This is a genomic window from Hydrogenophaga sp. SL48, assembly GCF_021729865.1.
Lineage (GTDB): Bacteria > Pseudomonadota > Gammaproteobacteria > Burkholderiales > Burkholderiaceae_C > Hydrogenophaga.
Genome location: NZ_CP063400.1, coordinates 2,971,396 through 2,993,671 on the forward strand (window position 1 = coordinate 2,971,396; position 22,276 = coordinate 2,993,671).

Annotated in this window: 27 protein-coding genes; 18 read left to right on the plus strand and 9 right to left on the minus strand. The window is 61.0% G+C overall.

The window, feature by feature from the left end:
• Positions 1–20: 20 nt before the first annotated feature.
• Complete coding sequence (yjjJ, locus tag IM738_RS14035) at positions 21–1,346, plus strand: type II toxin-antitoxin system HipA family toxin YjjJ (RefSeq protein ID WP_236961432.1); 1,326 nt, start codon at positions 21–23, stop codon at positions 1,344–1,346.
• Positions 1,347–1,457: 111 nt separating this feature from the next.
• Positions 1,458–2,054 carry a hypothetical protein gene (locus IM738_RS14040; RefSeq protein ID WP_236961434.1) on the plus strand — a complete coding sequence of 199 codons (597 nt, stop codon included), beginning with the start codon at positions 1,458–1,460 and terminating at the stop codon, positions 2,052–2,054.
• A 161-nt stretch (positions 2,055–2,215) separates the two neighbouring features.
• Here IM738_RS14040 and IM738_RS14045 read toward each other — a convergent pair whose 3' ends face one another.
• Positions 2,216–3,205, minus strand: coding sequence for an IS5 family transposase (locus tag IM738_RS14045; protein WP_236961435.1), 990 nt, complete (start codon positions 3,203–3,205; stop codon positions 2,216–2,218).
• Between the two features lie 58 nt (positions 3,206–3,263).
• Here IM738_RS14045 and IM738_RS14050 point away from each other — a divergent pair, with 58 nt between their 5' ends.
• The 7 genes from IM738_RS14050 to IM738_RS14080 all read left to right on the plus strand — a co-directional run bounded on the left by IM738_RS14050 (position 3,264) and on the right by IM738_RS14080 (position 9,697).
• The gene (locus IM738_RS14050) at positions 3,264–4,385 is read left to right on the plus strand and encodes a glycoside hydrolase family 19 protein (RefSeq protein WP_236961436.1); all 1,122 of its coding nucleotides are present in this window, start codon (positions 3,264–3,266) and stop codon (positions 4,383–4,385) included.
• A 23-nt stretch (positions 4,386–4,408) separates the two neighbouring features.
• Positions 4,409–6,253: a glutamine--tRNA ligase/YqeY domain fusion protein gene (locus tag IM738_RS14055; RefSeq protein WP_236961437.1), complete on the plus strand. Its 1,845-nt coding sequence runs from the start codon at positions 4,409–4,411 to the stop codon at positions 6,251–6,253.
• Between the two features lie 50 nt (positions 6,254–6,303).
• On the plus strand, positions 6,304–7,209 hold the full coding sequence (locus tag IM738_RS14060; protein WP_236961438.1) for a pentapeptide repeat-containing protein: 906 nt from the start codon (positions 6,304–6,306) through the stop codon (positions 7,207–7,209).
• Complete coding sequence (locus tag IM738_RS14065; protein WP_236961439.1) at positions 7,206–7,823, plus strand: nucleotidyltransferase domain-containing protein; 618 nt, start codon at positions 7,206–7,208, stop codon at positions 7,821–7,823. The genes IM738_RS14060 and IM738_RS14065 overlap by 4 nt, the downstream gene beginning before the upstream one ends.
• Position 7,824: 1 nt before the next feature.
• The gene (locus tag IM738_RS14070) at positions 7,825–8,130 is read left to right on the plus strand and encodes a hypothetical protein (protein ID WP_236961440.1); all 306 of its coding nucleotides are present in this window, start codon (positions 7,825–7,827) and stop codon (positions 8,128–8,130) included.
• Positions 8,131–8,404: 274 nt separating this feature from the next.
• Positions 8,405–9,229 carry a GTPase gene (locus IM738_RS14075; RefSeq protein ID WP_236961441.1) on the plus strand — a complete coding sequence of 275 codons (825 nt, stop codon included), beginning with the start codon at positions 8,405–8,407 and terminating at the stop codon, positions 9,227–9,229.
• A gap of 3 nt (positions 9,230–9,232) precedes the next feature.
• Complete coding sequence (locus IM738_RS14080; protein ID WP_236961443.1) at positions 9,233–9,697, plus strand: hypothetical protein; 465 nt, start codon at positions 9,233–9,235, stop codon at positions 9,695–9,697.
• Positions 9,698–9,813: 116 nt separating this feature from the next.
• Here IM738_RS14080 and IM738_RS14085 read toward each other — a convergent pair whose 3' ends face one another.
• Positions 9,814–10,434 (minus strand): cold shock domain-containing protein, encoded by a 621-nt coding sequence (locus IM738_RS14085; RefSeq protein ID WP_236961445.1) that lies wholly within the window; start codon positions 10,432–10,434, stop codon positions 9,814–9,816.
• Between the two features lie 55 nt (positions 10,435–10,489).
• A complete protein-coding gene (locus tag IM738_RS14090; protein WP_236961447.1) occupies positions 10,490–11,653 on the minus strand; it encodes a hypothetical protein in 1,164 nt (387 codons plus the stop codon).
• Between the two features lie 95 nt (positions 11,654–11,748).
• Here IM738_RS14090 and IM738_RS14095 point away from each other — a divergent pair, with 95 nt between their 5' ends.
• The 4 genes from IM738_RS14095 to IM738_RS14110 all read left to right on the plus strand — a co-directional run bounded on the left by IM738_RS14095 (position 11,749) and on the right by IM738_RS14110 (position 13,502).
• A complete protein-coding gene (locus IM738_RS14095) occupies positions 11,749–12,057 on the plus strand; it encodes a nucleotidyltransferase family protein (protein WP_236961450.1) in 309 nt (102 codons plus the stop codon).
• A 49-nt stretch (positions 12,058–12,106) separates the two neighbouring features.
• Positions 12,107–12,751, plus strand: a complete 645-nt coding sequence (locus IM738_RS14100) for a nucleotidyltransferase domain-containing protein (protein WP_236961452.1) — start codon at positions 12,107–12,109, stop codon at positions 12,749–12,751.
• Positions 12,729–13,145: a hypothetical protein gene (locus IM738_RS14105; protein ID WP_236961454.1), complete on the plus strand. Its 417-nt coding sequence runs from the start codon at positions 12,729–12,731 to the stop codon at positions 13,143–13,145. The genes IM738_RS14100 and IM738_RS14105 overlap by 23 nt, the downstream gene beginning before the upstream one ends.
• A gap of 96 nt (positions 13,146–13,241) precedes the next feature.
• Entirely contained in the window at positions 13,242–13,502 is a 261-nt protein-coding gene (locus tag IM738_RS14110) for a hypothetical protein (protein WP_236961455.1), read from the plus strand.
• A gap of 230 nt (positions 13,503–13,732) precedes the next feature.
• On the opposite strand, the gene IM738_RS14115 is transcribed toward IM738_RS14110, so the two are convergent.
• A complete protein-coding gene (locus IM738_RS14115; RefSeq protein WP_236961456.1) occupies positions 13,733–14,545 on the minus strand; it encodes a hypothetical protein in 813 nt (270 codons plus the stop codon).
• On the minus strand, positions 14,542–15,015 hold the full coding sequence (locus tag IM738_RS14120) for a DUF4124 domain-containing protein (RefSeq protein WP_236961457.1): 474 nt from the start codon (positions 15,013–15,015) through the stop codon (positions 14,542–14,544). The genes IM738_RS14115 and IM738_RS14120 overlap by 4 nt, the downstream gene beginning before the upstream one ends.
• Before the next feature lie 176 nt (positions 15,016–15,191).
• Here IM738_RS14120 and IM738_RS14125 point away from each other — a divergent pair, with 176 nt between their 5' ends.
• From IM738_RS14125 to IM738_RS14135, 3 genes are all read left to right on the plus strand, one after another.
• Entirely contained in the window at positions 15,192–15,965 is a 774-nt protein-coding gene (locus tag IM738_RS14125; protein ID WP_236961458.1) for a restriction endonuclease, read from the plus strand.
• 67 nt (positions 15,966–16,032) lie between these two features.
• A complete protein-coding gene (locus IM738_RS14130) occupies positions 16,033–16,323 on the plus strand; it encodes a nucleotidyltransferase family protein (protein WP_236961459.1) in 291 nt (96 codons plus the stop codon).
• Complete coding sequence (locus tag IM738_RS14135; protein WP_236961466.1) at positions 16,320–16,661, plus strand: HepT-like ribonuclease domain-containing protein; 342 nt, start codon at positions 16,320–16,322, stop codon at positions 16,659–16,661. Before IM738_RS14130 ends, IM738_RS14135 begins: the two co-directional genes overlap by 4 nt.
• A gap of 192 nt (positions 16,662–16,853) precedes the next feature.
• Here IM738_RS14135 and IM738_RS14140 read toward each other — a convergent pair whose 3' ends face one another.
• A complete protein-coding gene (locus IM738_RS14140; protein WP_236961468.1) occupies positions 16,854–17,261 on the minus strand; it encodes a Rid family hydrolase in 408 nt (135 codons plus the stop codon).
• Positions 17,262–17,385: 124 nt separating this feature from the next.
• Here IM738_RS14140 and IM738_RS14145 point away from each other — a divergent pair, with 124 nt between their 5' ends.
• Positions 17,386–18,378, plus strand: coding sequence for a LysR family transcriptional regulator (locus IM738_RS14145; protein WP_236961470.1), 993 nt, complete (start codon positions 17,386–17,388; stop codon positions 18,376–18,378).
• On the opposite strand, the gene IM738_RS14150 is transcribed toward IM738_RS14145, so the two are convergent.
• Positions 18,315–19,268, minus strand: a complete 954-nt coding sequence (locus IM738_RS14150; RefSeq protein WP_236961472.1) for a chemotaxis protein — start codon at positions 19,266–19,268, stop codon at positions 18,315–18,317. The genes IM738_RS14145 and IM738_RS14150 overlap by 64 nt on opposite strands.
• Positions 19,269–19,420: 152 nt before the next feature.
• Here IM738_RS14150 and IM738_RS14155 point away from each other — a divergent pair, with 152 nt between their 5' ends.
• A complete protein-coding gene (locus IM738_RS14155) occupies positions 19,421–19,744 on the plus strand; it encodes a hypothetical protein (protein WP_236966320.1) in 324 nt (107 codons plus the stop codon).
• Positions 19,745–19,779: 35 nt separating this feature from the next.
• On the opposite strand, the gene IM738_RS14160 is transcribed toward IM738_RS14155, so the two are convergent.
• Both IM738_RS14160 and IM738_RS14165 read right to left on the minus strand, forming a co-directional pair.
• The gene (locus tag IM738_RS14160; protein WP_236961474.1) at positions 19,780–20,211 is read right to left on the minus strand and encodes a hypothetical protein; all 432 of its coding nucleotides are present in this window, start codon (positions 20,209–20,211) and stop codon (positions 19,780–19,782) included.
• 169 nt (positions 20,212–20,380) lie between these two features.
• Positions 20,381–22,276, minus strand: a complete 1,896-nt coding sequence (locus tag IM738_RS14165) for a pyruvate kinase (RefSeq protein ID WP_236961476.1) — start codon at positions 22,274–22,276, stop codon at positions 20,381–20,383.

The window sequence follows — 22,276 nt, forward strand, 5'->3', positions numbered from 1 at the left end:
ATCTATTCACAAATCTATTCATGTCAGCCACTCAAAACCCGAGCGAGCAACTGCTCACCGCCCTGCGCCAGCTCGGCGGCCACGCCAGCAGCCCGCAACTGCAAGACCGCCTGGGCGTGAGCCAGGCCACCGTCTCCCGCGCGCTCAACGCCCTCGCCGCCACCGGCCAGGTGGTCAAGGTCGGCGCGGCGCGCGCCCAGCGCTACCTGCTGCCGCGCGAGGTGGACGGTGTGGGCCGCCGCGTGCCGGTGCACGAGGTGAATGCCGACGGCAGCGTGCGCCCCTTCGGCACGCTGTTTCCGCTGGCCGGCAGCGGCTTCTGGATGGACGAAGCCCACGGCCGCAGCGCCTTTCACGACAGCCTGCCCTGGTTCATCTACGACATGCGGCCCCAGGGCTTTCTCGGCCGCGGCTTCGCGCAGGCCCACCCCGCGCTGCAACTGCCCGCCACCCTGCAGCACTGGAGCGATGACCACATCTTGAAAGCGCTCGTCAACGCGGGCGACGACCTGCCGGGCAACCTGCTGGTCGGCACGCCGGCCTTCGACCGCTTCCTGGCCCGCCGGGGCGCCGCGCTGTCGATCAGCGACGCCGAAACCGACTACCCGCGCCTCGCGCTCCAAGCCCTGGGCAGCAGCCACGCCGGCTCCAGCGCGGGCGGCGAACAGCCCAAATTCAGCGCGCTGCGCGACGGTCACCCTGTGCTGGTGAAGTTCTCACCCGCCGGCGACGCCCCGGCCGACCAGCGCTGGCGCGACCTGCTGGTGTGTGAAGCGCTGGCCCTGCACACCCTGGCCGAGGCCGGCGTGGCCGCCGCGCCCACCGAGCTTGTGCTGGCCGCCGGCCGCGTCTTCCTGCAAAGCCGGCGCTTCGACCGCACGCTGCAAGGGCGCGTCGGCATGGTCTCGCTCGACGTGTACGACCGCCAGTACATCGGCCAGGGCACCAACTGGGTCGACACCGCGCAGCGCGTCGACATGGCCGGCGCCGACCGACTCACCCCCGCCGACGTCGACACCCTCTGCCTGCTCGACGCCTACGGCGCCCTGATCGCCAACACCGACCGCCACCACGGCAACATCTCCCTGCTGCTGCAGGCCAACAGCTGGCAGCTCGCGCCCGCCTACGACATGCTGCCCATGCTCTACGCGCCCGTGGCTGGCGAGATCGTCCCGCGCGACTTCGCCGCCAACCCACCCCGGCCCAGCGTGCACACGCTCGCCGTCTGGCCCCGGGCGCGCGAACTGGCGCAGCGCTTCTGGCGGGCCGCCACGCAAGACGAGCGCATCAGCGCCGGGTTTCGCGCCATCGCCCAAATGAATCACGCCGTGGTCCGGGCGCTCTGACGCAGCGCCGTTTGTTGCCCCATTTGCGGGATTGCACAGGGCATTGCAAACGGCACAATGCGGCCACCTGTCACACACCCCGCCTCATCGCATCGGCGGATGGAAACCACCATGAACAAACAGCCACGCTCTCGCTGCCGCGCTGCGGTAACGGTGCTTCTGGGAACCTTCGCCGCTGTTTCGCTGAGCGCCTGTGCCGCAGGCATCACCCTGCAAGGCGAAACCGCAACCCATCTTTGCAAGCCCAAAGAAGTCGTCGGCTTCTCGTGCGAACTGGCGGACCACCGACTGCTCTCGCTGTGTGGATCGCCTGGATTCAACGAGTTCCAGGGCAAGCCCGAGGACAACCCTGGGTATGCGTATGTGGCGGTCGGGTCGAAACAGGGCAAGGTTCAGTTCACACATCCCCGAGACCCCAAGGAGTACAAGAGGTACATGACACAGACCGTGTCCGTGACTGCACAGCACAACATGTTTGTCGAAACGGAAAGTGGGGCGTTTCTTTCGTTCTCGATCGGGAGAGATGTTGAGCCCATGGATCAGCTGACGATCGATGCAGACCGGTCGCCAACGGGCTGGTGGTCGAAGGGCACCACGGCGCTGGAACCAAAGTGTCTGCTTCGGAACGACGGGGCGCACCTGGGATCATTCATGTCCAGAATGGTCGACAACCCGGAGTGGGTCAAGAACCGAAAGTCGAAGCAGTGAACAACAGCACCGTTCGGTGAGGTTAGGGAAGGTCTGCACAACACCCGCTACGGCGCGAGGTGATGCATGCAATTTCAAATGATGGCGATTTCAGGCTCACGAGGGCGCTTTGTTGGCCGATTTCGCCCTGATTCGTGGCCGTTGGCCGCATTCGGACGCACTCATCCTCGGGTCTCCTTCAAAAGCGTTCGGCGCACCATCCAGATGTTGGACAACGCAAACAGGGTGTGCAGCTGCGCCGTGTTCTTGGCCAATCCCCGGTAGCGCACCTTCACATATCCGAACTGGCGCTTGATCACCCGGAACGGGTGTTCGACCTTGGCTCGGATGCGCGCCTTGGTTTTCTCCAGCGCTTCCATGATCGAGCCCATGGGCGTTTCCTTGTCCAGCGCCTTGCGATGGCTGGGCATCATGGCCACGTACCAGTGGACCTCGGGATGGTCCTTGATCACCTCATCGCGCTTGTGAACGCCCCGGTAGCCAGAGTCGGCAAAGACATCGGTTTCGTCGCCGTGCAGCAGTTCGCTGGCCTGGGTGATGTCGTGCGCGTTGGCCGCTGTGGCCTTGACGGTGTGCACCAGGCCCGATTCGGCATCGACCCCAATATGCGCTTTCATCCCGAAGTGCCACTGGTTGCCCTTCTTGGTCTGATGCATCTCGGGGTCGCGTTCGCCGCTGTTGTTCTTGGTCGAGCTGGGGGCGGCAATGAGCGTGGCGTCGACGACCGTACCGCTCTTGAGCAGCAGGCCTTTGTCGGCCAGGGTGGCGTTGACCGTGGCAAGCAATTGCAGGCTCAAGTTGTGTTGTTCGAGCAGATGGCGAAAGCGCAGGATGGTGCTCTCGTCAGGCAAGTTCTCCTCACCCTGGTCCAGCCCCGCAAACTCTCGAAACATGGGCGTGTCGTACAGCGCCTCCTCCATCGCCGGGTCGGACAGGTTGAACCACTGCTGCAGGAAGTGAATGCGAAGCATGGTTCGCACGGCAAACGGCGGACGACCACCCTTGGCGCCAGGCGTTGGTGCATGCTGTGCAATCAGCGACACCAGCTCGGTCCACGGCACTACCAGGTTCATCTCGTCGAGGAACTCGCGCTTGCGCGTTCTCTTGGTCTTGCGCTCGAATCCGCTCTCGCCCAGGCTCATTTGCTTCATGACGTCACTGTCTCACATCGGCCCACGGCGCCGCGGTTTTGCAGACCTTCCTTAGGCAATGCCCAACGATTTGATTCCCAACCTGGACCGCACAACACGCCCGCGCGCCGAGTCGCTGCTGGTCGCCGCCTTCCGCAGCGGTATCACAGACCCAAGGGAGCTGGCCAATTTCATGGGGCAGGTGCAACATGAGAGCCAGAACTTTTCGCGTCTCGAAGAGAATTTGAACTACAGCGGAAGCCGCCTCTACGACGTGTTCGGAGATCGCAATGGACTGACGCCGGTCAAGGCAGCGGAGATCTCTCGCATTCCCGATCGAACGGAGCGCCAGAAAGCGATTGCCGAACAGGTCTACGGAGTGCCAGAGGGTGAACGCTTGCTGGGGAACACAGAGCCTGGTGACGGGTACAGGTTTCGCGGACGAGGCTACATACAGCTCACCGGACGCGGAAACTACGGGGCCTCGCAGAAAGCTACCGGCCTTGATCTGATCAATCACCCGGAGCTTGCAGCCGAGCAAGGCAATGCCGAAACGCTGGCGATTCAGTACTGGAAGACCACGGTCCATGGCAACAACAAGGCCAGAACCGATGCAAAAGCAGCGGGGGCCATCATCAACACAGGTGATGCGACCAAGACGCCCAAAGGCCTCACCGACCGCCAGGCCAATGCTGCCGCCTGGGAGTCAGCGCTCCACAACGGCTATCTGCAGGAAGCGCTGACGCGCCATCCCTTGCCCGACCAGCCCGCCACCAAACATGCACCTTCGGAATCGCCTCCGGAAGAAGCTTTCTTAAAACTGCGCCCCTCGCGCGAGCTCTCGACCGAGAGCCTGAGATTGCTGAAAGACAGCGCGCAGCACGTCCGCGCCACCGCCGAGCGGTACCAGCTCCCTTGGGATCAGGGCATGGACAACACCGTCGTCGCCCTGGCGGCCGAAGCCCATAAGCAGGGTTTGAACGGCATTACCCACCTCAAGTTGGCGGATGGCCAGATCCGCTTTGCCCAGGCCAATGGAGGACCGATCAAGGAAGGCCAGATCGACGCAAGGCTGGCGGCCAATACCGATGCCAATGATTCCATCGCCCTCATGGCTCAAGCGGACCAGGCACCAGCGCAGAAGACCGCACCAGCGGCGCCTGAGCCGGCCCGCACGCAGGAGCCTGCCCTCGCCCGCTGAGCCCGCCGCCCTAGAATGGGTGAATGAGCTCCAACACCCCCTCTTCCCCCGCTAAAAACAACCCTCCCGCCGCCGCAGCCGGCGAGGAGCACAAGGTCTCCAACTTCCTGCGACAGATCATCGAAAACGATCTGGACAAAGGCACCTACAGCCAGCGCCGCTGGGCCGGCACCCCGGGCGACGCCGCCCACCACGCCGCCGGCCAGCCCGACCCGGCCAAGATCCGCACCCGCTTCCCCCCCGAGCCCAACGGCTACCTGCACATCGGCCACGCCAAAAGCATCTGCCTCAACTTTGGACTGGCGCGCGACTACGGCGGCGTCTGCCACATGCGCTTTGACGACACCAACCCCGAGAAGGAAGACACCGAATACGTCAACTCCATCCTCGACGCGGTGCAGTGGCTCGGCTTCAAGTGGGAAGCCAACGGCCAGAACCACCTCTTCCAGGCCAGCGACTACTTCGACTTCATGTACCGCGCCGCGGAATACCTGATCGAAGCCGGCCACGCCTATGTGGACGAACAGACCAGCGAGCAGATGCGCGCCGCGCGCGGCGACTTCGGCAAACCCGGCGTGGACAGCCCCTTCCGCAGCCGCACGCCGGCCGAAAACCTGGCCCGCTTCCGCGAAATGCGCGACGGCGCGCACGAAGACGGCTCCATGGTGCTGCGCGCCAAGATCGACATGGCCTCGCCCAACATCAACCTGCGCGACCCGGCCATCTACCGCATCCGCCGCGCCACGCACCACAACACCGGCGACAAATGGTGCATCTACCCCATGTACACCTTTGCGCACCCCATCGAGGACGCGCTGGAGCAGATCACCCACAGCATCTGCACGCTGGAGTTTGAAGACCAGCGCCCGTTCTACGACTGGCTGATGGACCGCCTGTGCGAAGGCGGCCTGCTCGCCCACCCCGCGCCGCACCAGTACGAATTTGCCCGCCTCAACCTCACCTACGTCATCACCAGCAAGCGCAAGCTCGCGCAGCTCGTGTACGACCACAAAGTCAGCGGCTGGGACGACCCGCGCATGCCCACCATCGTCGGCCTGCGCCGCCGCGGCTACACGCCCGAAAGCATCCAGCTCTTTGCCGAACGCATCGGCGTCACCAAGAGCGACAGCTGGATCGACTACAGCACGCTCGAAGGCTGCCTGCGCGAAGACCTGGAAAACAAGGCCCACCGGGGCATGGCCGTGCTCGACCCCGTCAAGTTGGTGCTCACCAACTGGGCAGAGGCCTTTGGCGCTGACGACTACACCGAAGACTGCACCCAGCCCGCCCTGCCCCACCACGCCGTGCCGGAAGGCCAGACCCCGCCACCGGATCGCGTGTTCAAGATCGGCAAGGAAGTGTGGATCGAACGCGAAGACTTTGAAGAAGTGCCGCCCAAGGGCTACAAGCGCCTGTTTCCGGGGAACGTGGTGCGCCTCAAAGGCGGCTACGTCATCGAATGCACCGGCTGCGCCAAAGACGCGAGCGGCCAAGTGACCGAAGTGCACGCCAAAGTGATCCCCGGCACCAAGAGCGGCACCCCCGGCGCCGACAGCGTGAAAGCCAAAGCCGCCATCACCTGGGTCAGCGTGGCCAGCGGCGTGAGCGCCGAAGTGCGCCTGTACGACCGCCTGTTCAGCGACCCCAACCCCGACGCCGGCGGCAAAGACTTCATCGAAGCCCTGAACCCCAACAGCCTCAAGGTGGTAACCGCCTTCGTGGAGCCGTCGCTGGCCGCTGCGAAGCCGGATCAAAAATTCCAGTTCGAGCGGTTTGGGTACTTTGTGGCGGATCGGGTGGATCACGTGGCGGGTAGCAAGCCGGTGTTTAATAGGGTTACTGGGTTGAAGGATAGTTGGGGAAAGTAGAAGACTCAAACTGATATGCAGTCGAAATCTAAATCGGGAGCACCTTTGTGATGAATGAAACCAGTGCAGGTGGTGCAATCAGCATTGCGGCGGAGATGATCGACAAAAATTCACCTATAGCAGCATCTGTAACGAGCGCCTCACTCAAACGCGGTAATCGCGAAGTTATTACTGACTTCTATGTTTCCGCCGACGTACTCGTCGAACCAAAAAAATTCGCCTTCAAAGTCTTCCTCCGCCTCAATGCAAAGAAAATTCGATTTGAAAAAGTTTCTTTCAAACACTGCATCTTTGATGGTTGCTATCTAAACAACTGTACATTTGATTCATGCGACTTCACTGGCTGCCGATTTATTGGGTCTAATTTTCATCAATCCTCATTCACAGGGTGTCAATTTGAATATGCAGTTTTTGAACGCTGTCAAATCGATGATGACATATTAGATAGCGAAGCACCTAGACCTGAAAATCTAAGGATGAGATTCGCACGAACCTTAAGAATGAACTATCAACAGGTAGGCGACGCAAAAGCGGTAAATAAGGCAATCTCATTAGAACTGGAAGCAACATCAATTTATCTCTACAAGTCTTGGCGATCAAAAGAATCTTATTACCAAAAAAAATACACTGGGTTCAAGGCATTTTCACAGTTCTTGAAATGGCTTGAATTTTGGGTTTTGGACTTCATCTGGGGGAACGGCGAGAGCATTGTTAAGTTAGCACGAACTCTAGTTCTGACCATCCTTGCAATTTCACTCTACAACACAGCTTTCTTCGGAAATATATTAAATATTGCGGACCATTGGGAAAGCGTCAAACGAGCCCCTGGAGTTTTCCTTGGTGTATCCAGTCCACAAGAGTATTCAATTGGCATTCTTGCACTCATAACAGCCACTCGACTCGTCGGAGTAGCATTGTTAACAGCCATACTGATTAAGCGATTCGGTAGAAGATGAAGACTCAATTTTACGCCTTCGGGTCCCTGTGTAGAGGCGAGGTTGATTCAGGCTCCGACATCGATCTACTTGCTTGCGTGAATAAGTTCAGACCTGAAATTGATCCTCAAAAATTCTCTATTTATACCCATAAAAGAATTGATCAACTCTGGAACGAAGGCAATCCTTTTGCCTGGCATTTACACCTTGAGTCTCGCCTCATATACTCAAGCGATGGCTCTGACTATCTGGCGGACATTGGAATACCAAATCCATACAAAAACACAGCAACTGACTGCCTAAAGTTTAGAAGTTTATTTTCTGAATCCAATTATGCACTTCAAAAGTCAGCTAAAAACGCCACATTTAATATATCGTGCATGTTTTTGGCAATGCGAAATTTTGCAACATGCCATTCCTTCACTCATGACCCGATTTTCTCCAGAAAATCACCTCTATTAATAGATCATCCATTACCAGTTAGTGAAAATATATTCAATATTTTTGAACGAGCTCGAATCCTATCCACTAGAGGGTACGGGCCAACCCTCTCTGAAGCAGAGATTCTTTGCGCAAAAACTGCAGCCTCAGAAATTTCGACCTGGATGGACAAATTACTTTCAATGAGGAATTAAGGTGAGCGAATTTAATAACCGCATAGCAACGCAACGAGAAATTCTTCTTGAAGTAAACTCTTGTGTTTGGCAAGAAGAGCTATTTGGGCTATCTAGTGGAGCGATTGACAGATGGACCACCATCAATCGACTCGAATCAGAATCAACCTTAGTTGAATCCATTCGGTTAGCAGCAAAAAAACTATTCTTCCTATCCAACAAAAGCCAAGAGCAGATCACCGAAGAATATCAACATCTAGCCGATGAGGTCTCTGCACTAACAAAAAAAATTGTTGGGGCAACAGCCGCCCACAGAAAATCCGACTAGGGATATTCAAAGTTAGATTCAAATTAGCCCAGATAGTGGTGAAATGTCTTATCTTTTGCCAACATGAAACTCTCCAAGGTAAAAGACAACACGTGATCCCAGTCACCCCGAGCCCCCACTGGCCGCCGCGAAGCCGGACGAAAAAGCCAGTTCGAGCGGTTTGGTTACTTTGTGGCGGACTGAGTGGTTCACGTTGCTTGGAGAAAAACCGGTGTTCAACCGACTGGGTTGAAAGATTCGTTGATTTGATACGCAATTAAGATGAGGGTGCCACTTGGAAATTGCACAAATAAAAGCGGTGTTCAGCGTAGGATGGCTAGCTTTCAAGCAAAGACGGCTTCTTTCCTATCTAAAGCAAAGGGCATGGACAAAACTAAATGATGCACATGCAGATATTTGGGTACTAGGACAACCAAATGCTGGGAAATCGAGCTTATTGCGTTTCCTGCTTGATGAAGTTAAGCCTTCTCAACAACCCCCAATTACTTCGTATCGAACAGAAACTGGTATATTGCTCCTCGGCGAAAGCTATGCCAAGATCGCAAAAATTGCGCCAGGCCAACAGTTCATATTTGAAAGAATAAAGGATGACTTTAAAAAATCCCTCAGCGCAAATAGTCCAAGCACGATAGTATATGTCGTCGACTTTGGATACAACTTTGAAAACCCAAGACAACCAAACAACATACCCAACAATTTCGCCAATATTTCGCTTCAACAGTACCGAAATGACAGAATCAAATCCGAGAGTAGTCATTTCGCATACTTCACAAGTATAATCAAAGAAGTTCCATCTACACTCCTAAAGATCCGAAACATCGTCATAGTCATTAACAAGATCGACTTGTTTCAAACTGGTGAGCTAATATCAGCAACCCAATACTATGCTGAAAATGGGCAGAGTGAGTTTAGCAGATTACTTCGTGAATTAATAAAGCACATCAATTCACGTGAACTCGGCTGTACAACTCTACAAAGCTGCTCTTGGCCAATGCATCAAGCATATAACGGCATCATAATTAAATCCACATTTGACCAAATTCAACATCACGCCACCAGAGTTCATCTAACTAGTGCGCTTGACAACATCCTAAGGTAGACCATGGAAACTGATGCTCACTCGTTGTTAAAAGAAACCGAGGAAATTATCGGTTTTGCGGAAAAAATAGAAGCCAGAATTCAGGAACTATTAGGTCGCCTTGAAAGAATACAATTCAGAATATTTATTGGAATGACCGGTTTTTCCGTAGGTACGCCTTTGGGACTCTTACTGGCCTCGAGATTGGAAATTCGTATTGGTGATACAGAATTTCTGAAAGGACCCTTAACCTTGTTAGTGGCAACGATCTTTTTAGTTTTACTCCTATCTGGTCTGATTGCATTTACCAGCCTCACCCTATCTGAACGTCGATTCTTGAAAAGAGAACTTGCAAGGGAGAGGACAATTCTTGCGAAACTAGTAGATTTAGCTGACACTGCATTGCATCAACTAGATCATTCAATCTCACTTTCGCATCGAGCTCTTTTGGAAACTAGGCTGCAGCGCATAGCTTTCGAACGACTTTAAAAGCCGTTAAAGACCAGAGTAGGCAACGGGGTCTTGTGTTTTGCCCCAAAGCGGGCGATCTGCCTTTCACTGCTGATGCGGCAGCGAAGCACCAGGATTCGATGCTGAGCCACTAATCACCCGTCAAAAGGCCCCGTGCACAACTGCTGCTCGCACGGAATGCCGTCACCATCCCCGTCTATTTCCATGCCCGGGCAGTTGTTCAGAAACTGCTTGGCTTCACTGCATGAACCCATCTGCGAGCAGTGCTTGCGGCCATCACACTGAAACGCTGGCTGTCTGATCTCGGGTGCGGCGGTTTGCGCCGGGCTGCTTATCACGCTCTGGGGTTCCGCCGCTGTCATTTCGGCCCGCTCGATGTACTGGGTGTAGCCATACCAACCCAGGCCAGTGACCAGCAGCATCGCCACGAAGCGCGTGCCAAACGAGTTCGATTCATTCCGCTCGGGCGCTCGGCGGGCCTGATGCCGAACCTGATCGTGTGCGTGCCGCCGAGGTGCTCTGGGTTCCGGGGCTCCCGGCCGGCGCACCCTCACCGCCCGTTTCCGACCTTCCTTGTCCAGCTCCATCTCAAACGACAGCGGCTCGCCGATGACGGGAGGCCGCCCGTCGCGTGGGAAAGCGGACACATGCACGAAGAGTTCCTGATCGCTATGGTCGGCCACCACGAAGCCAAAGCCCCGCTCAGCGTTCCATTTGGTGAGCGTGCCGTTGAATCGGGATGCGACGGTGTTCATGGGAGATGTTGGTGGTGTGGGGCGTATGTGGCCGGTGAACCGTTGGTGCTGGTATTCAGGACGTGGCTTTGCACTGGCTGCGCCGCTCTGGCGTGGTGGCCGGCCTGCGCTGCACAAGCTGGGCGCCCTCGGCAGGGATGCTCATGCGAAGCACTTCGGTCGGATCAACGGCCAAGTCGCCCACCTGCTCGACTTCGATCCACCACCTGGCACCCAGGTTGGAGAGCACCTGGGCACGCACTGTGACCCATGGCGCACCGGCTCCGCAAGGTGTCACGGCTTGGCCCGTCGGGCCAAAGCGGGCTGTAGCGGCAATCAGTTCGCAGGTGGCTTGGGGCACCTTCAGCTCAACCACCTTGGTGGTTCGGATGCCCGCCATCTCCATGACGCGCTGCGGGAACAAGTCGCCATGTCCTCGAAGAAAAGGTGCGCCCCAAAGAACTGCCGGCAACAGAAAGGAAACGACCATCGCGACAGCCCAGAGTGGCACTTCTTTGGGTAAATATCCGAGCACGGCAATGAACCCCAGCCAAACCAGAAGCCAGAGCAGGTAGTCCCAAACAGAGGTCGTTCCAGTGGGCATCAACAGATCGCTGAGCACCAGCAGGGGCAGCGAAGAAAGCAGCAGCAACTGCACAAAGCTCAAAGTCGTCGTCCACCGCCATACAGAACGACTCCACCCCGCATGCGCCACGATGGCACCGCCGACAGCAAACAGGATGCCTGCCGGGATCAGCACATACGCAAGGCCGGGTACGCAGTCGCGCCACACCCCAAAAGCCAAATAGGCGAAAAACAGTCCCACGCTGAGTAACTGCGCGCCGATGAGCAGGTTGTTGGTGTCTTTCAACGGTCCCGACCATGGGCGCCAAGGCGCCGTCTTGAGGGACTCCATCAATGCGAAGGCGGCATGAGGCGCGATCAGGGCCAACATGACCGCAAGCAGGTAGACAAACGTCACCCCGGCAATGCCCACGCCAGCGCCCAGCACGGTGGCGAAGTCTGCAGGCATATGACCCATGCCACGGAAGTAGGCGTACATGATCAGCACACCAAAACAGGTGCTGAGCACCCCGAGGCCAACCCAAGGGAAATCACTCACGAGGGCCAACGCTCGGTTGCCCGCGCGCGCCGCGTCATTGAAGGTCAGTTTGTCTGGCGGCTGGTCTGGTGAAGTGGTTTCGCCGGCGGCTCCATTGGCGGCGGCTTTTGTGTTCATGTGGCTCCCTGTTCTCGTATGCTGCTGGCCGTTCCATTCTAGAAACCATACAGCGCTGCCTCACACGCCTCAACATCGAAACGATGGAGTTCCGCATGCACCCCGCCATCGCCCAACACCGTGCGGCCATCGCCGCCATCTGCCTGCGCTACCGCATCAGCCGGCTGGAGGTGTTTGGTTCGGCGGCGCGTGCCGATGACTTTGACCCCGCGAGCAGCGACCCTGACTTTCTGGTGGAGTTCGCAAAAGACGCGCAGCCCGATCTGCACAGCTTCTACGGCGCGAAGGCCGAGCTGGAACAACTGCTGGGCCGAGGTGTGGATCTGGTCGAGCCGGGCGCGGTGCGCAACCCCTACGTGCTCTCCAGCATCAACCGCCACCGCGAGCCTGTGTATGAAGCGTGACCCGCGTGCAGTGGCGTAGCAAGAATCGCCACATAAACCCATATTAGGTATGATTGAACCCAATATGGGTATTAAATCCACGCCTTCTCCCTCGTCCACAGCCGACGCTCTCTTCCCCAAGGTGCGTCAGCGCGTGCTGGCCGTGCTGTTCGGTGCGCCGGACCGCAGCTTTTACACGAACGAGGTGATCGGCCTGGCGCAGTCGGGCGCGGGCGCGGTGCAGCGCGAGCTGGCCGATCTGGCGGGCGCGGGTTTGCTCACGGTGCGCAAGCAAGGCAACCAGAAGCACTTTCAGGCCAATGCGGCGTCGCCGGTGTTTGCCGAGTTGCGCGGGCTGGTGCTCAAGACGATGGGGTTGGCCGATGTGTTGCGCACTGCGCTGGCGCCGCTGGCGCCGCAGATTGAGCGCGCCTTTGTGTTTGGCTCCATCGCCAAGCAACAAGACACGGCCGCGAGCGACGTGGACTTGCTGGTGGTGAGCGACACGCTGGGCTATGGCGATGTGTTCGCTGCGTTGGAGGGCGCCAGCCAGAGCTTGGGCCGCACCATCAACCCGGCGCTGTATTCCGCCGCCGATTTCCAAGCCCGGCTGCAGGGCGACAATGCGTTCGTCAACCGCGTGATGCAACAGCCAAAGATATGGCTGATCGGCCAGGAGGAATCAGCGCCACATGAGCCCAGCCAACCCACTTGAAAACCTGAGCCGCCCCGGCGGCTCGCTCAAACCGGAACCGCCCGACGCGGCCGAGATTGCTGGCTTGCTGCGCACGGGCCGCGCCCGGCTGGTGGACGCTGGCAACACCGCGCTGGCGCTGGAGAGCCGCTTTGACCTGGCCTACAACGCGGCCCACGCCTTGTGCCTCGCCGCGCTGCGCGCCAAGGGCTATCGCGCGGCCAACCGCTACATCGTCTTTCAGGTGCTGCCGCACACGCTGGGGCTTGGGCCCGAGGTCTGGCGGGTGTTGGACCTGTGCCACAACAAACGCAACCTGGGTGAGTACGAAGGCTTGCTGGAGGTGGACGAGCGGCTGGTGAAGAATCTGATCTTGGCGGCGCAGCGCGTGGCTGATGCGCTGGCGGCGGCGTAAAGGCCGCACCGGATCAAGCGACCAACCGCTGTCCATCACCGCCCTTCACCGCCCGCAACAGTCTCAGCGTTGATCCACAGAGGGAGGCTTAGCGACATGGGAGGTCTGTATCTGGAGCTGGTTTTCCGCATTGGCTTTGTGAGTGCATGCGTGGGTGTGGCTCTGTATTTCCGGCTTGCGTATTTGCAGAAAAGGGGAAGGCCCGTTCCCAAGCCCTTGCTGGTGGCCGCGTCTGCCTCCAAGGTGCTCACGACCACCACCTTCTTGCTGGTGTTGCTGTTGGGGTTTTGGCCATTCGACCGTTCGCTGCTGAACGACTTCTTTCACAGCTTGAACCGCTTGATCCACTTCTTCTGACACGCTGGGGCTGGTCTCGGTCGCCAAAGCTGCAACGCAGATATGAGTGTTTCTCAAACTTGAAACAGCTGGGCTTCTTCACCATCTGCGGTCATGTGGCCCGCGTCCACCATAGCCACCACGGGGGCTCCAAGCTTGTCACGCGCAGGTTCAACACCTTGATGCTGTCTTGGCCGCCATGTCGTCTCAGGCGCGGCCATCACCCAACAGGGCTCCGGGTGTAAGCCAGCTCAACCGCGTTCCGAAGGAGCCGGGGACGCGGGTTGGGCCGGTCGCGCAGCAGGCTCCGTGTTCGCAGGCAACTTGGGCGGATCCATCGCCACGTCGACAAATTCAAACTTCGGCATCGGCAGCTTGCCGCGAATGCTGTAGACGCTGTCGCTGACCGCTTCCTGCAGTTCCCGGCCCCAATGCGCAATGTCTTCGACCAGCCCGCCGGGCAAAGCGCTGGGCAGATCTCGCGTCTGGGTGACGACCGGTTTCGTCGCGATCGGCCTCAGGTAGACCAACACCGAGGCAAACGCCCCGCTGTGCGCGTACTGGGTCGCGGAAACCATGTCCATGGTGGGTGGAAAGTCCCAGCCATTTTTCGCCAGCCACTCCAGGGCCGGCCGGGGAATGCCGGACGACACATTGGGTATCGACTGTCGCCAGATTTTCAGACACCGGAATGATCTTGCAGCAGGCCCGCCCTGGTCGCCTTCGGCAAACACCCGAGGAGATCCTGTGCATTTCGCGTCCGGATAGGAGACACCGGAAAACCGACCTTTGCCCGATTCGTTGGCCCTGACCAGGATGACCGCGTCCAGAACCTTGTCGGTGCCGTGGTGAGCGATGACCTTGAAGTCGGTGGTCTGCTGGTAGGTATATCCACTGCCAGAAAGCGTGATTCCCTTGTCTTCAACCGAATAGACCTGCCACCCCTCGCCTGGCAGCTGCAGGTCCACTCGACCGACGGTGACTTCCTGTCCCGCCAGTGCCTGAGCCAAGTTGCCCAACAGGATCCACCCTGCCAGTCCGAATTTCCTCATCGTTCTCTTCATGTGATTTCCCCATTGTGTTGACATTGAACCGATTTCACCTCGGCCCTCGCAGCTTGTGCGCTGTTTCGCACAATCTGCTCCTGATCAGGAAGCCGCAGATCAAGCAGCTTGCATTCAGCCTGCGCGCTGGCCGGCAATTTGAAGCGCCGCTCGAACACCTTGGTCTGCTCGTGAGACATGCCGGTCAGCGGGCGCATGGCTTCGTTGAGTGATCGCTTGATTTCTTCGCGCTGCACATCGCGCCCTTTGCGGCTGGCGCCCGTCGACTTGTCCAACCCTTGCGTGGGTGTGGTGTCGATGACTTTGGCGCCAACGCAAGGTTCGTGGGAATAGCCGATGCGGCCTTGGGTCTCGCAGCGATAGACCGCCTGCGCTTGCACAACCGCGCTGGTCGCCAAGCCTGTGATCAGAACGATGGCCCATCGGGCCGAATCAGCAGCGTGCGTGTTCGCACGCCATCGGATGTTCATCTTCTTCTCCCTGTTCCAGGCTGCGGCATCATGCGGGCCTGACCGATGCAGGAAGGATATCAATGGGCCGCCGACAACAACCCGGCAGGAATTCACGCAAACGCCGTCCGGAACCGCTCCTGGAAAAGGGGCTCACGGTTCTGGTGCTCGGCGCTGGGCTGTGGGTGGCGTCGATCATGCCGACCAGCAACCCGGTGCTGAACATCGTGGCCCAGGGCATGAAGACGCCCGCCTTGTTCGCGATGGGGCTGGGCGCGGTGCTGTTGGCGGTTCATGCGCTGATCCGATCACTGAAGTCACGCGGTTCGACCCCAACGCCGTCGTCAGGGCCTTTGCCAGTGGCAGCCCAGGCGCGCAAGGAGCCGTCACTGCTCTCCAGCGATCCGCCTGTGGTGCACAGCACCTGGAGCAAGGACGTGCTGTCGGCGATCGAATGGCGCCGCTTCGAGGCCGTGGTCGAAACGCTGTTCGCGCAGGCCGGTTTCGAGACGCGCAGCCAGTCGCACGGCGCTGACGGCGGGGTGGACATCTGGCTGCATTCGAAGAACGCCGACGGGCCGGTCGCGGTGGTGCAGTGCAAGCACTGGCAAGGCAAGCCCGTGGGCGTGAAGGAGATGCGCGAGTTCCTGGGTGTGATGGCGTCCAAGGGCCTGAAGCGCGGCACCTACGCGACCACCTCGCGCTACACGGCGGATGCACTGGAATTCGCCAAGGCCCACGGCATCAACGCGCAGGACGGCATCGGCCTGCTCAAGCTGATCGCCCAGCGCACGCCGGAACAGCAGGCCCGCCTGCTGGAGGTGGCCTACGAAGGCGAATACTGGAAGCCCACCTGCGCCAGCTGCGGCGTGAAGATGGTGGAGCGCACGCCAAAGAACGGTGGCGCTGCGTTCTGGGGTTGCAAGAACTACCCGCGCTGCAAGCGGACGCTGGTGATGAAGGCGGGGTGAGAACGGGCTCTGTAGAGAGAATCACCGAGCCGTTTACCTGTCAACCTTGGCCACCTACACTACGCCCATGCGCCCTTCCCAAGCCCTTGTCCTGCACCGCGACGCCGTCTGCAACGCGGCGGTTCGTTACCGCGTGAGCAACATGCGTGTGTTCGGATCGGTGCTGCATGGCCACGACGCGGAGGGTAGCGACCTTGATTTGCTGGTCGATCCGCTGCCAGGCGCAACGCTGTTTGATTTGGGCGGACTGCAGGACGAACTGGAACAGTTGATGGGACTGCAGGTGGATGTGCTCACGCCCAAAGATTTGCCTGCCAAGTTCCGCGATCAGGTTTTGGCCGAAGCGCGCCCGCTGTGAGCGATCCACGTCTCCCCGATTTTCTGGAGCACATGCAGCAAGCCGCTGCGGACGCAATTGCTTTCACAGAAGGCATGAGCCAGGACGACTTTCTGGCCGATAAGCGCACCCAGCAAGCGGTGATCATGAGCCTGATCGTGCTAGGAGAAGCAGCCACCAAGGTGATGGACCGTTACCCCGAGTTTGCGAATGCGAATGCACAGGTTCCCTGGAGGAACATGCGTGGCATGCGCAACCGGATCGCGCACGGCTATTTCGATATCAATCTGGAGTTGGTGTGGGACACGGTAAAGAACGCACTGCCGCCGCTGGTCGATGCGCTCCGCGAATTGGAATGAAGCCCCAGAAACCCAACCCTCGCGGCGAACAAGCGCGCATTGAGGCTGCGCTCAAGCAAGCCACCGCGCACGCCCGCAAGCAACTGGCCGCACAAGGCCTGAAACTGCCCACCCAGAGTTGGAAAACCGGAAAGATCTGCAACCCGGTGGTTTGAACCGGCAGACGTGCTTCTCCGTCAAAGTGCGAAGCCGTCAGTCAGCTGCGCTGGCTTCCGGCAGCCTGGCAATGACCTTGATCTCGAACTGGGCGCCATAGAGCCACGTCACGCCAACGCCGGTGAGCGTGGGGTACGGGGCTTCGCCCCAGTGTTCGCCGAACACCTTCCAGATGGTTTCAAGATTCGACTCGGGATCGACGACGAAGACGGTCACGTCGACCACGTCCTTGAACGTGCAGCCGGCGGCCGAGAGGATCGCGTTCAGGTTGTCAAACGCGAGGCCGACATGGGCCTGCAGATCGGTCTCGGTCGAACCGTCGGGCCGGCTGCCCACCTGCCCCGAGACGAACAGAAAACCGTTGGACCGGATCGCCGGCGAGTAGCGGTTCTTTTCATAGAGCGCCTGGCGCCCGGGCGGGAAAACGACATCACGTGCAGACATGGCATACCTCTTGGTTGGGTGGGGATGTGTGGACTCTAGGCATTCAAGGCCCGCGGATAAACAGGCCAGTCGCACAATGACTGTTTGACATTCCCAAACAATCAAAGAGGTATCAGGAGCAGGTATGGACCGTTTCGATGCGATGCAGGCCTTCGCCCGCGTGGTGGAAGCAGGCAGCTTCACCAAGGCGGCGCAAACGCTGCACATGAGCAAGACGACCGTGACGCAGCTGGTGCAGCAGCTGGAGGCGAGGCTGCGCGTGAAGCTGTTGAACCGCACCACGCGGCAGGTGAAGGTCACCGCCGACGGCGCCGTCTACTACGAGCGCGTGGTGCGCCTGCTGGCCGATCTGGAGGATGCCGACACCAGCCTCTCCAGCGCCGCGGCGTCGCCCAAGGGGCGCTTGCGCGTGGACGTGCCGAGCCCGCTGGCGCGCTTGCTCCTCATGCCGGCCCTGCCAGCCTTTCACGCGCGCTACCCCGAGATACAGCTGCACATGGGCGTGAGCGACCGGGTGGTGGACCTGATCGGGGACAACGTGGATGGCGTGTTGCGCGGCGGCGAAGTCACTGACCCGTCGCTGGTGGTGCGCCACGTGGGCGATTTGCAGATGGGCGTGTACGCGGCGCCGAGCTACCTGGAGCGTGCCGGCTGGCCGCAGCACCCGAAAGAACTCGAAGACACGCATCACCGCACGGTGGGGTTCATGGGTCCCCGCAGTGGCAAGGTGGCGCCGATCTCCATGCGGCTTGAGGACGAACACATCGAAGTGCAGGGGACCTACGTGGTCGCCGTCGACGACGGCAACGCCTACCTGGCCGCGGGCGTGGCGGGCATGGGCGTTCTCTGGCTGCCGCACTACATGGCCGAGGCGCACGCCGTGCGCGGCGAACTGGTGCCGCTGTTTGCGGGCTGGCACGCCGACCCCATGCCGATGTACGTGGCGTTCCCGCCCAACCGGCACGTCAGCGCCAAGTTGAGGGCGTTCATTGACTGGGTGGTGGCGTTGATGGCGCAGCATGCGCCGGTGGTCGCGCCTTTGAACCGTACCGCTCAGTGCATCAGCACCTGCCGGATGGTGGCGGCCAGTTCAGACGCCACGAATTTGGCCACGTAGGCGTCGGCGCCCACCGAGCTCACGTGCGCTTCGTTGGCGGTTCCCGTCAGCGACGAATGGATCACCACCGGGATCGACTTGAAGCGCGGGTCGTTCTTGATGTTGCGCGTCAGCGTGAACCCGTCCATCACCGGCATTTCCAGATCGGTCAGCACCAGCGCCACCTTGTCGTGGGCCGTTTTGCCTTCGGCGTTGGCCGCGACTTCCATGGCTTGCAGGCGGTCCCACGCTTCCTGGCCGGTCTTGGTCATGACAAAGGGTGTGCCCATGGCGTTCAACCCTTGCTCGATCATCATGCGCGCCACCGGCGAGTCGTCGGCCGCGAGGATGATGGAACCTTTGGGCAGGCTCACCGCGTCACCCACCGACGCGGGGGTGATGGCTTCCTCCACCGTGGGCATGACGTTGCGCAGGATCTGCTCCACGTCCAGCACCTGGACCAGGCGGCCCTTTTCGGTGTCGCCGTCGAGCTTGGCGATGCTGGTCACCAGACCGCCGCCGTTGCCGTCGGCGGCCAGAACGTTGCTCCAGTCGAGCCGCACGATTTCGTCCACTTCTTCCACGGCAAAGGCCTGGGTGGTCCGCGCAAATTCGGTCACCATCAGGATGGTGTGGCCCCGCCTGGGCACGCAGCCCACCACGGCGGACAGGTCGATCACGGGGATGATCTGCCCGCGGATGTTGGCAATGCCCTTCACGTGGGGCGGTGCGTTCGCGATGGCGGTGATGGTGGGCATGACCAGTATTTCGCGCACCTTGAAGACGTTGATGCCATACAGCTCGCGGCGGTCGGTCCCCGGCGCTCCGCCCAGGCGGAACAACAGCAATTCAAACTTGTTGTTGCCGGTGAGGTTCGTGCGCTCTTCGATGTCGTGCAACGCGATGGTCATGTGGGAATGCTCCAGTCTGGGGTTCGCCAAGGATAGGGGCCGAAGCCGTTCGCCTAAGCGCACAAGAGCCCTGCAAATGCTGCGCAGTTCGGGTCTTAGCCCGCGTCCGCCAGCAGGGTGACAATCTGTTCATCCACCGCGTGATGCACACCATGCCCCGCCCCCACCACCACGTCTACGTCATCGAACTGCACCCGGACGTGCTGCTGGAACCCAGGTTCCGCAGGTGCAACCCTGGGTACATCGACGGCAAGCCCTGCGTGTACGTGGGCATGACCGGCCTGGACCCGGATGTGCGCTTCGACAAACACAAGGCCGGCATCCAGGCGAACGCCTACGCGCAGAAATACGGCCTGCGCCTGCTGCCCGATCTGTACGAGGGCTTCAACCCGATGCGCTACCAAGACGCGCAGGAGCGCGAGGTCGAGATCGGCATCGACCTGCGCTCGGCGGGGTTCGGGGTCTGGCAGGCCTGACTCGGGTCAAAGCCAAGGCCGGCCCCGACCGGCGCTCACTTCGGGGCCGTGACCGTCCCCGGCGCCGCGGGCTCGATGGTGGTGGTGATCTCGCGCAACAAGCCGCCCCCCTCGACGCTGCCCTGGGCCTGGCCCTCGCCCATCATCCGGCGCTCGCACTGCGAACGGTCGAAGGCGTCCTGGTGGGCCTGGCAGCGCGCCAAGGCGTTGCGGCGCCAGTCGCCCGGCGTCGTGTTGTCGCCGATCTTGCCGCGCAGCGCATCCTGGCGCACGGCGCCGGCTTCGCGCAGACAGGCCTCGCGCGACGAGGGGTCCTGTTTGCCCGCGCACGCGCTGCGGTCGCGCTGGTATTGGGCGTCGATGGAGGCGCGGTCCATGGCGGGCGCGGCGTGGGCCAGCGGCGCCAGCAGGAGCCACAGGCCCAGGGTGGCGGCCAGGCGTGGGGCGGATCGGGGTGTTTTCGTCATGAGGTTTCTCCTTGTGGAAGGGCCAGGGGTCGGCTTGGCCGATGTGGCCAGGCTGGGCAACGCCCCATTAAGCGCCCGCGCGCGACGGGTTGTGCGGTTGTTTCACAAACAGAAACAACCGCGGCACCTCGCATGGAAGGCAGGTTGGGCGTGTGGCGGCGGTGGTCCGTCAGGCCTTCGCGCCCGCACCCTGCTCCGCCGCCCAGGCGCGCAGGGCACGGAGCAGCGGCGTTTTTTTGGTCTGGTGCCCGGCCATGCGGCGCAGGATGTCGTCCAGCATGTGGATGGCGTCGGCGATGTAGGGGCCTTTGTTGAGCATCACGCATTCGGCGCGCACGCCCATGCTGGCGTCGGAGATTTCGGCGCGCGAGGGCACGCCGGTCTTGGCCAGGGTCTCCAGCACCTGCGTGGCCCAGATCACCGGCATGTGCGCGGCCTCCGCGCACCAGAGGATTTCTTCCTGCACCTCGGCCAGTCGCTCGTAGCCGCACTCCACGGCCAGATCGCCGCGCGCGATCATCACGCCGGCGGAGGGCGCCGCCATGGCGGCGAGCAGCAGCTCGGGCAGGTTCTCGAAGCCCTGCAGGGTTTCGATCTTGAGCACCAGGCCCACCCGCTCGCCATCCAGCGCCTTCAGCGCCCTGAGCAGGTGGTGCACGTCGTCGGGTTGCTGCACGAACGACAGGCCCACGAGGTCGGCCACCTGGGCCACCGTCTGCAGGTCCTCCAGGTCTTTGTCGGTGAGCGCGGGCAAATCCAGCTCGCTGTCGGGGAAGTTGATGCCCTTGTCGGCCATGAGCTTCTCGCCGCCCTCGCGGGCCTGGGTGATGTCCACCGACAGCGCCTTGGCCGACGCCTTGCGCACCACGCCGCCGATGCGGCCGTCGTCCAGCCACACGCGCTCGCCCACCTTCACCTGCCCGATCACCTGCGGCAGGGTGCAGGCGATGCGCGGTGCTGCGGCGTCGTGCGCCCTGTCTTCGGGTTCGTCGGCGGTGAGCTGCAGCACGTCGCCCCGGTGCAGGCGCAGCGCGCCGGGTGTGGGCGGAATGCCCTCGGGGTAGGCCGCGTGCACGCGCCGCCCGTGCGGGCCCTTGAACGAGAGCGGCGTGTCGGGGGTGAGGTAGCAGGTGTCCATGCCTTCGGTCACCAGGCCATCGGCACCGGTCTCGACCACGAGCAGGCGCCGCTTCTTGCCGCGCGCGTCGGTCAGGTGGATCTGCCCGCCCACACGCAGGCGCGCCAGCCAGTCGGCGTCCACCTGCACCTGGGCGTCAGCGCCCGGCGCGGCCCCGGACCCCGCAGGCCCGATGCGCAGGCGCCAGGGCTGGAGCGGATAGCCCAGCTCGTCGCGCACCGGCTTGAGCTTGAGCACCCTCGGCCCTGCGGGGAGCGGGCCGGTGCGGATCTTGGGGCCACCCAGGTCCATGAGGATCTTGACCTCGCGCTGCGCCACCTTGGCGGCGCGGCGCACGTGTTTGGCCATGGCCTTCCAGGCCTTGGCGTCGTCGTGCGCGCAGTTGATGCGGGCCACGTCCATGCCGGCATCCACCAGGCGGCGCACGAGGCCGGGGTCGGTGGCGGCTTCGCTGGCCAGCGTCACCATGATGCGCACCTGGCGTTCACGTGAGACGGGGCCGAGCAGGCGCTCGGTGTGGCGCCGCAGCAGGATGGGCCCGCTGACGCTGCCCACGGGCTCTTCCGCCGAACGGTCGTGCCAGGGCTGGCCCGTCAAGCGGTGCAGGAGGCCGAGCACCTTGTCCACGCTGGCGAGCACATGCGATTCCGAACGGCCCAGCGACGACAGGCCCAGCCAGGCCAGCTGGCCCTGCAGGGCGCGCAGGTCGGTGGCGCGCAGGGCCAGGAAATGCACGAGGTTGCGGGCGCTCTCGCGCTGGTGCGGGCCCACGCGCTCGATCACCGCGGCGCAGCGCTGCTCGCCCTCCAGCATGTCACGCCGCAAGGCCCAGAGCTGGTGAATCAGGGCCTGGCAGGTGGCGGGGTCCCACAGTGGTGCTGGCACGTAGGGCTGGGGCGAACGGGGGAGCTTCGGGGTCTTGGCCAT

Excerpts from the sequence above, each read along its gene's own strand:
- yjjJ (WP_236961432.1), top strand. The coding sequence starts at position 21 with ATGTCAGCCACTCAAAACCCGAGCGAGCAACTGCTCACCGCCCTGCGC.
- IM738_RS14040 (WP_236961434.1), top strand. The coding sequence starts at position 1,458 with ATGAACAAACAGCCACGCTCTCGCTGCCGCGCTGCGGTAACGGTGCTT.
- IM738_RS14045 (WP_236961435.1), bottom strand. The coding sequence starts at position 3,205 with ATGAAGCAAATGAGCCTGGGCGAGAGCGGATTCGAGCGCAAGACCAAG.
- IM738_RS14050 (WP_236961436.1), top strand. The coding sequence starts at position 3,264 with ATGCCCAACGATTTGATTCCCAACCTGGACCGCACAACACGCCCGCGC.
- IM738_RS14055 (WP_236961437.1), top strand. The coding sequence starts at position 4,409 with ATGAGCTCCAACACCCCCTCTTCCCCCGCTAAAAACAACCCTCCCGCC.
- IM738_RS14060 (WP_236961438.1), top strand. The coding sequence starts at position 6,304 with ATGAATGAAACCAGTGCAGGTGGTGCAATCAGCATTGCGGCGGAGATG.
- IM738_RS14065 (WP_236961439.1), top strand. The coding sequence starts at position 7,206 with ATGAAGACTCAATTTTACGCCTTCGGGTCCCTGTGTAGAGGCGAGGTT.
- IM738_RS14080 (WP_236961443.1), top strand. The coding sequence starts at position 9,233 with ATGGAAACTGATGCTCACTCGTTGTTAAAAGAAACCGAGGAAATTATC.
- IM738_RS14085 (WP_236961445.1), bottom strand. The coding sequence starts at position 10,434 with ATGAACACCGTCGCATCCCGATTCAACGGCACGCTCACCAAATGGAAC.
- IM738_RS14090 (WP_236961447.1), bottom strand. The coding sequence starts at position 11,653 with ATGAACACAAAAGCCGCCGCCAATGGAGCCGCCGGCGAAACCACTTCA.
- IM738_RS14095 (WP_236961450.1), top strand. The coding sequence starts at position 11,749 with ATGCACCCCGCCATCGCCCAACACCGTGCGGCCATCGCCGCCATCTGC.
- IM738_RS14100 (WP_236961452.1), top strand. The coding sequence starts at position 12,107 with ATGATTGAACCCAATATGGGTATTAAATCCACGCCTTCTCCCTCGTCC.
- IM738_RS14105 (WP_236961454.1), top strand. The coding sequence starts at position 12,729 with ATGAGCCCAGCCAACCCACTTGAAAACCTGAGCCGCCCCGGCGGCTCG.
- IM738_RS14110 (WP_236961455.1), top strand. The coding sequence starts at position 13,242 with ATGGGAGGTCTGTATCTGGAGCTGGTTTTCCGCATTGGCTTTGTGAGT.
- IM738_RS14115 (WP_236961456.1), bottom strand. The coding sequence starts at position 14,545 with ATGAAGAGAACGATGAGGAAATTCGGACTGGCAGGGTGGATCCTGTTG.
- IM738_RS14120 (WP_236961457.1), bottom strand. The coding sequence starts at position 15,015 with ATGAACATCCGATGGCGTGCGAACACGCACGCTGCTGATTCGGCCCGA.
- IM738_RS14125 (WP_236961458.1), top strand. The coding sequence starts at position 15,192 with ATGCCGACCAGCAACCCGGTGCTGAACATCGTGGCCCAGGGCATGAAG.
- IM738_RS14130 (WP_236961459.1), top strand. The coding sequence starts at position 16,033 with ATGCGCCCTTCCCAAGCCCTTGTCCTGCACCGCGACGCCGTCTGCAAC.
- IM738_RS14140 (WP_236961468.1), bottom strand. The coding sequence starts at position 17,261 with ATGTCTGCACGTGATGTCGTTTTCCCGCCCGGGCGCCAGGCGCTCTAT.
- IM738_RS14145 (WP_236961470.1), top strand. The coding sequence starts at position 17,386 with ATGGACCGTTTCGATGCGATGCAGGCCTTCGCCCGCGTGGTGGAAGCA.
- IM738_RS14150 (WP_236961472.1), bottom strand. The coding sequence starts at position 19,268 with ATGACCATCGCGTTGCACGACATCGAAGAGCGCACGAACCTCACCGGC.
- IM738_RS14155 (WP_236966320.1), top strand. The coding sequence starts at position 19,421 with ATGCCCCGCCCCCACCACCACGTCTACGTCATCGAACTGCACCCGGAC.
- IM738_RS14160 (WP_236961474.1), bottom strand. The coding sequence starts at position 20,211 with ATGACGAAAACACCCCGATCCGCCCCACGCCTGGCCGCCACCCTGGGC.
- IM738_RS14165 (WP_236961476.1), bottom strand. The coding sequence starts at position 22,276 with ATGGCCAAGACCCCGAAGCTCCCCCGTTCGCCCCAGCCCTACGTGCCA.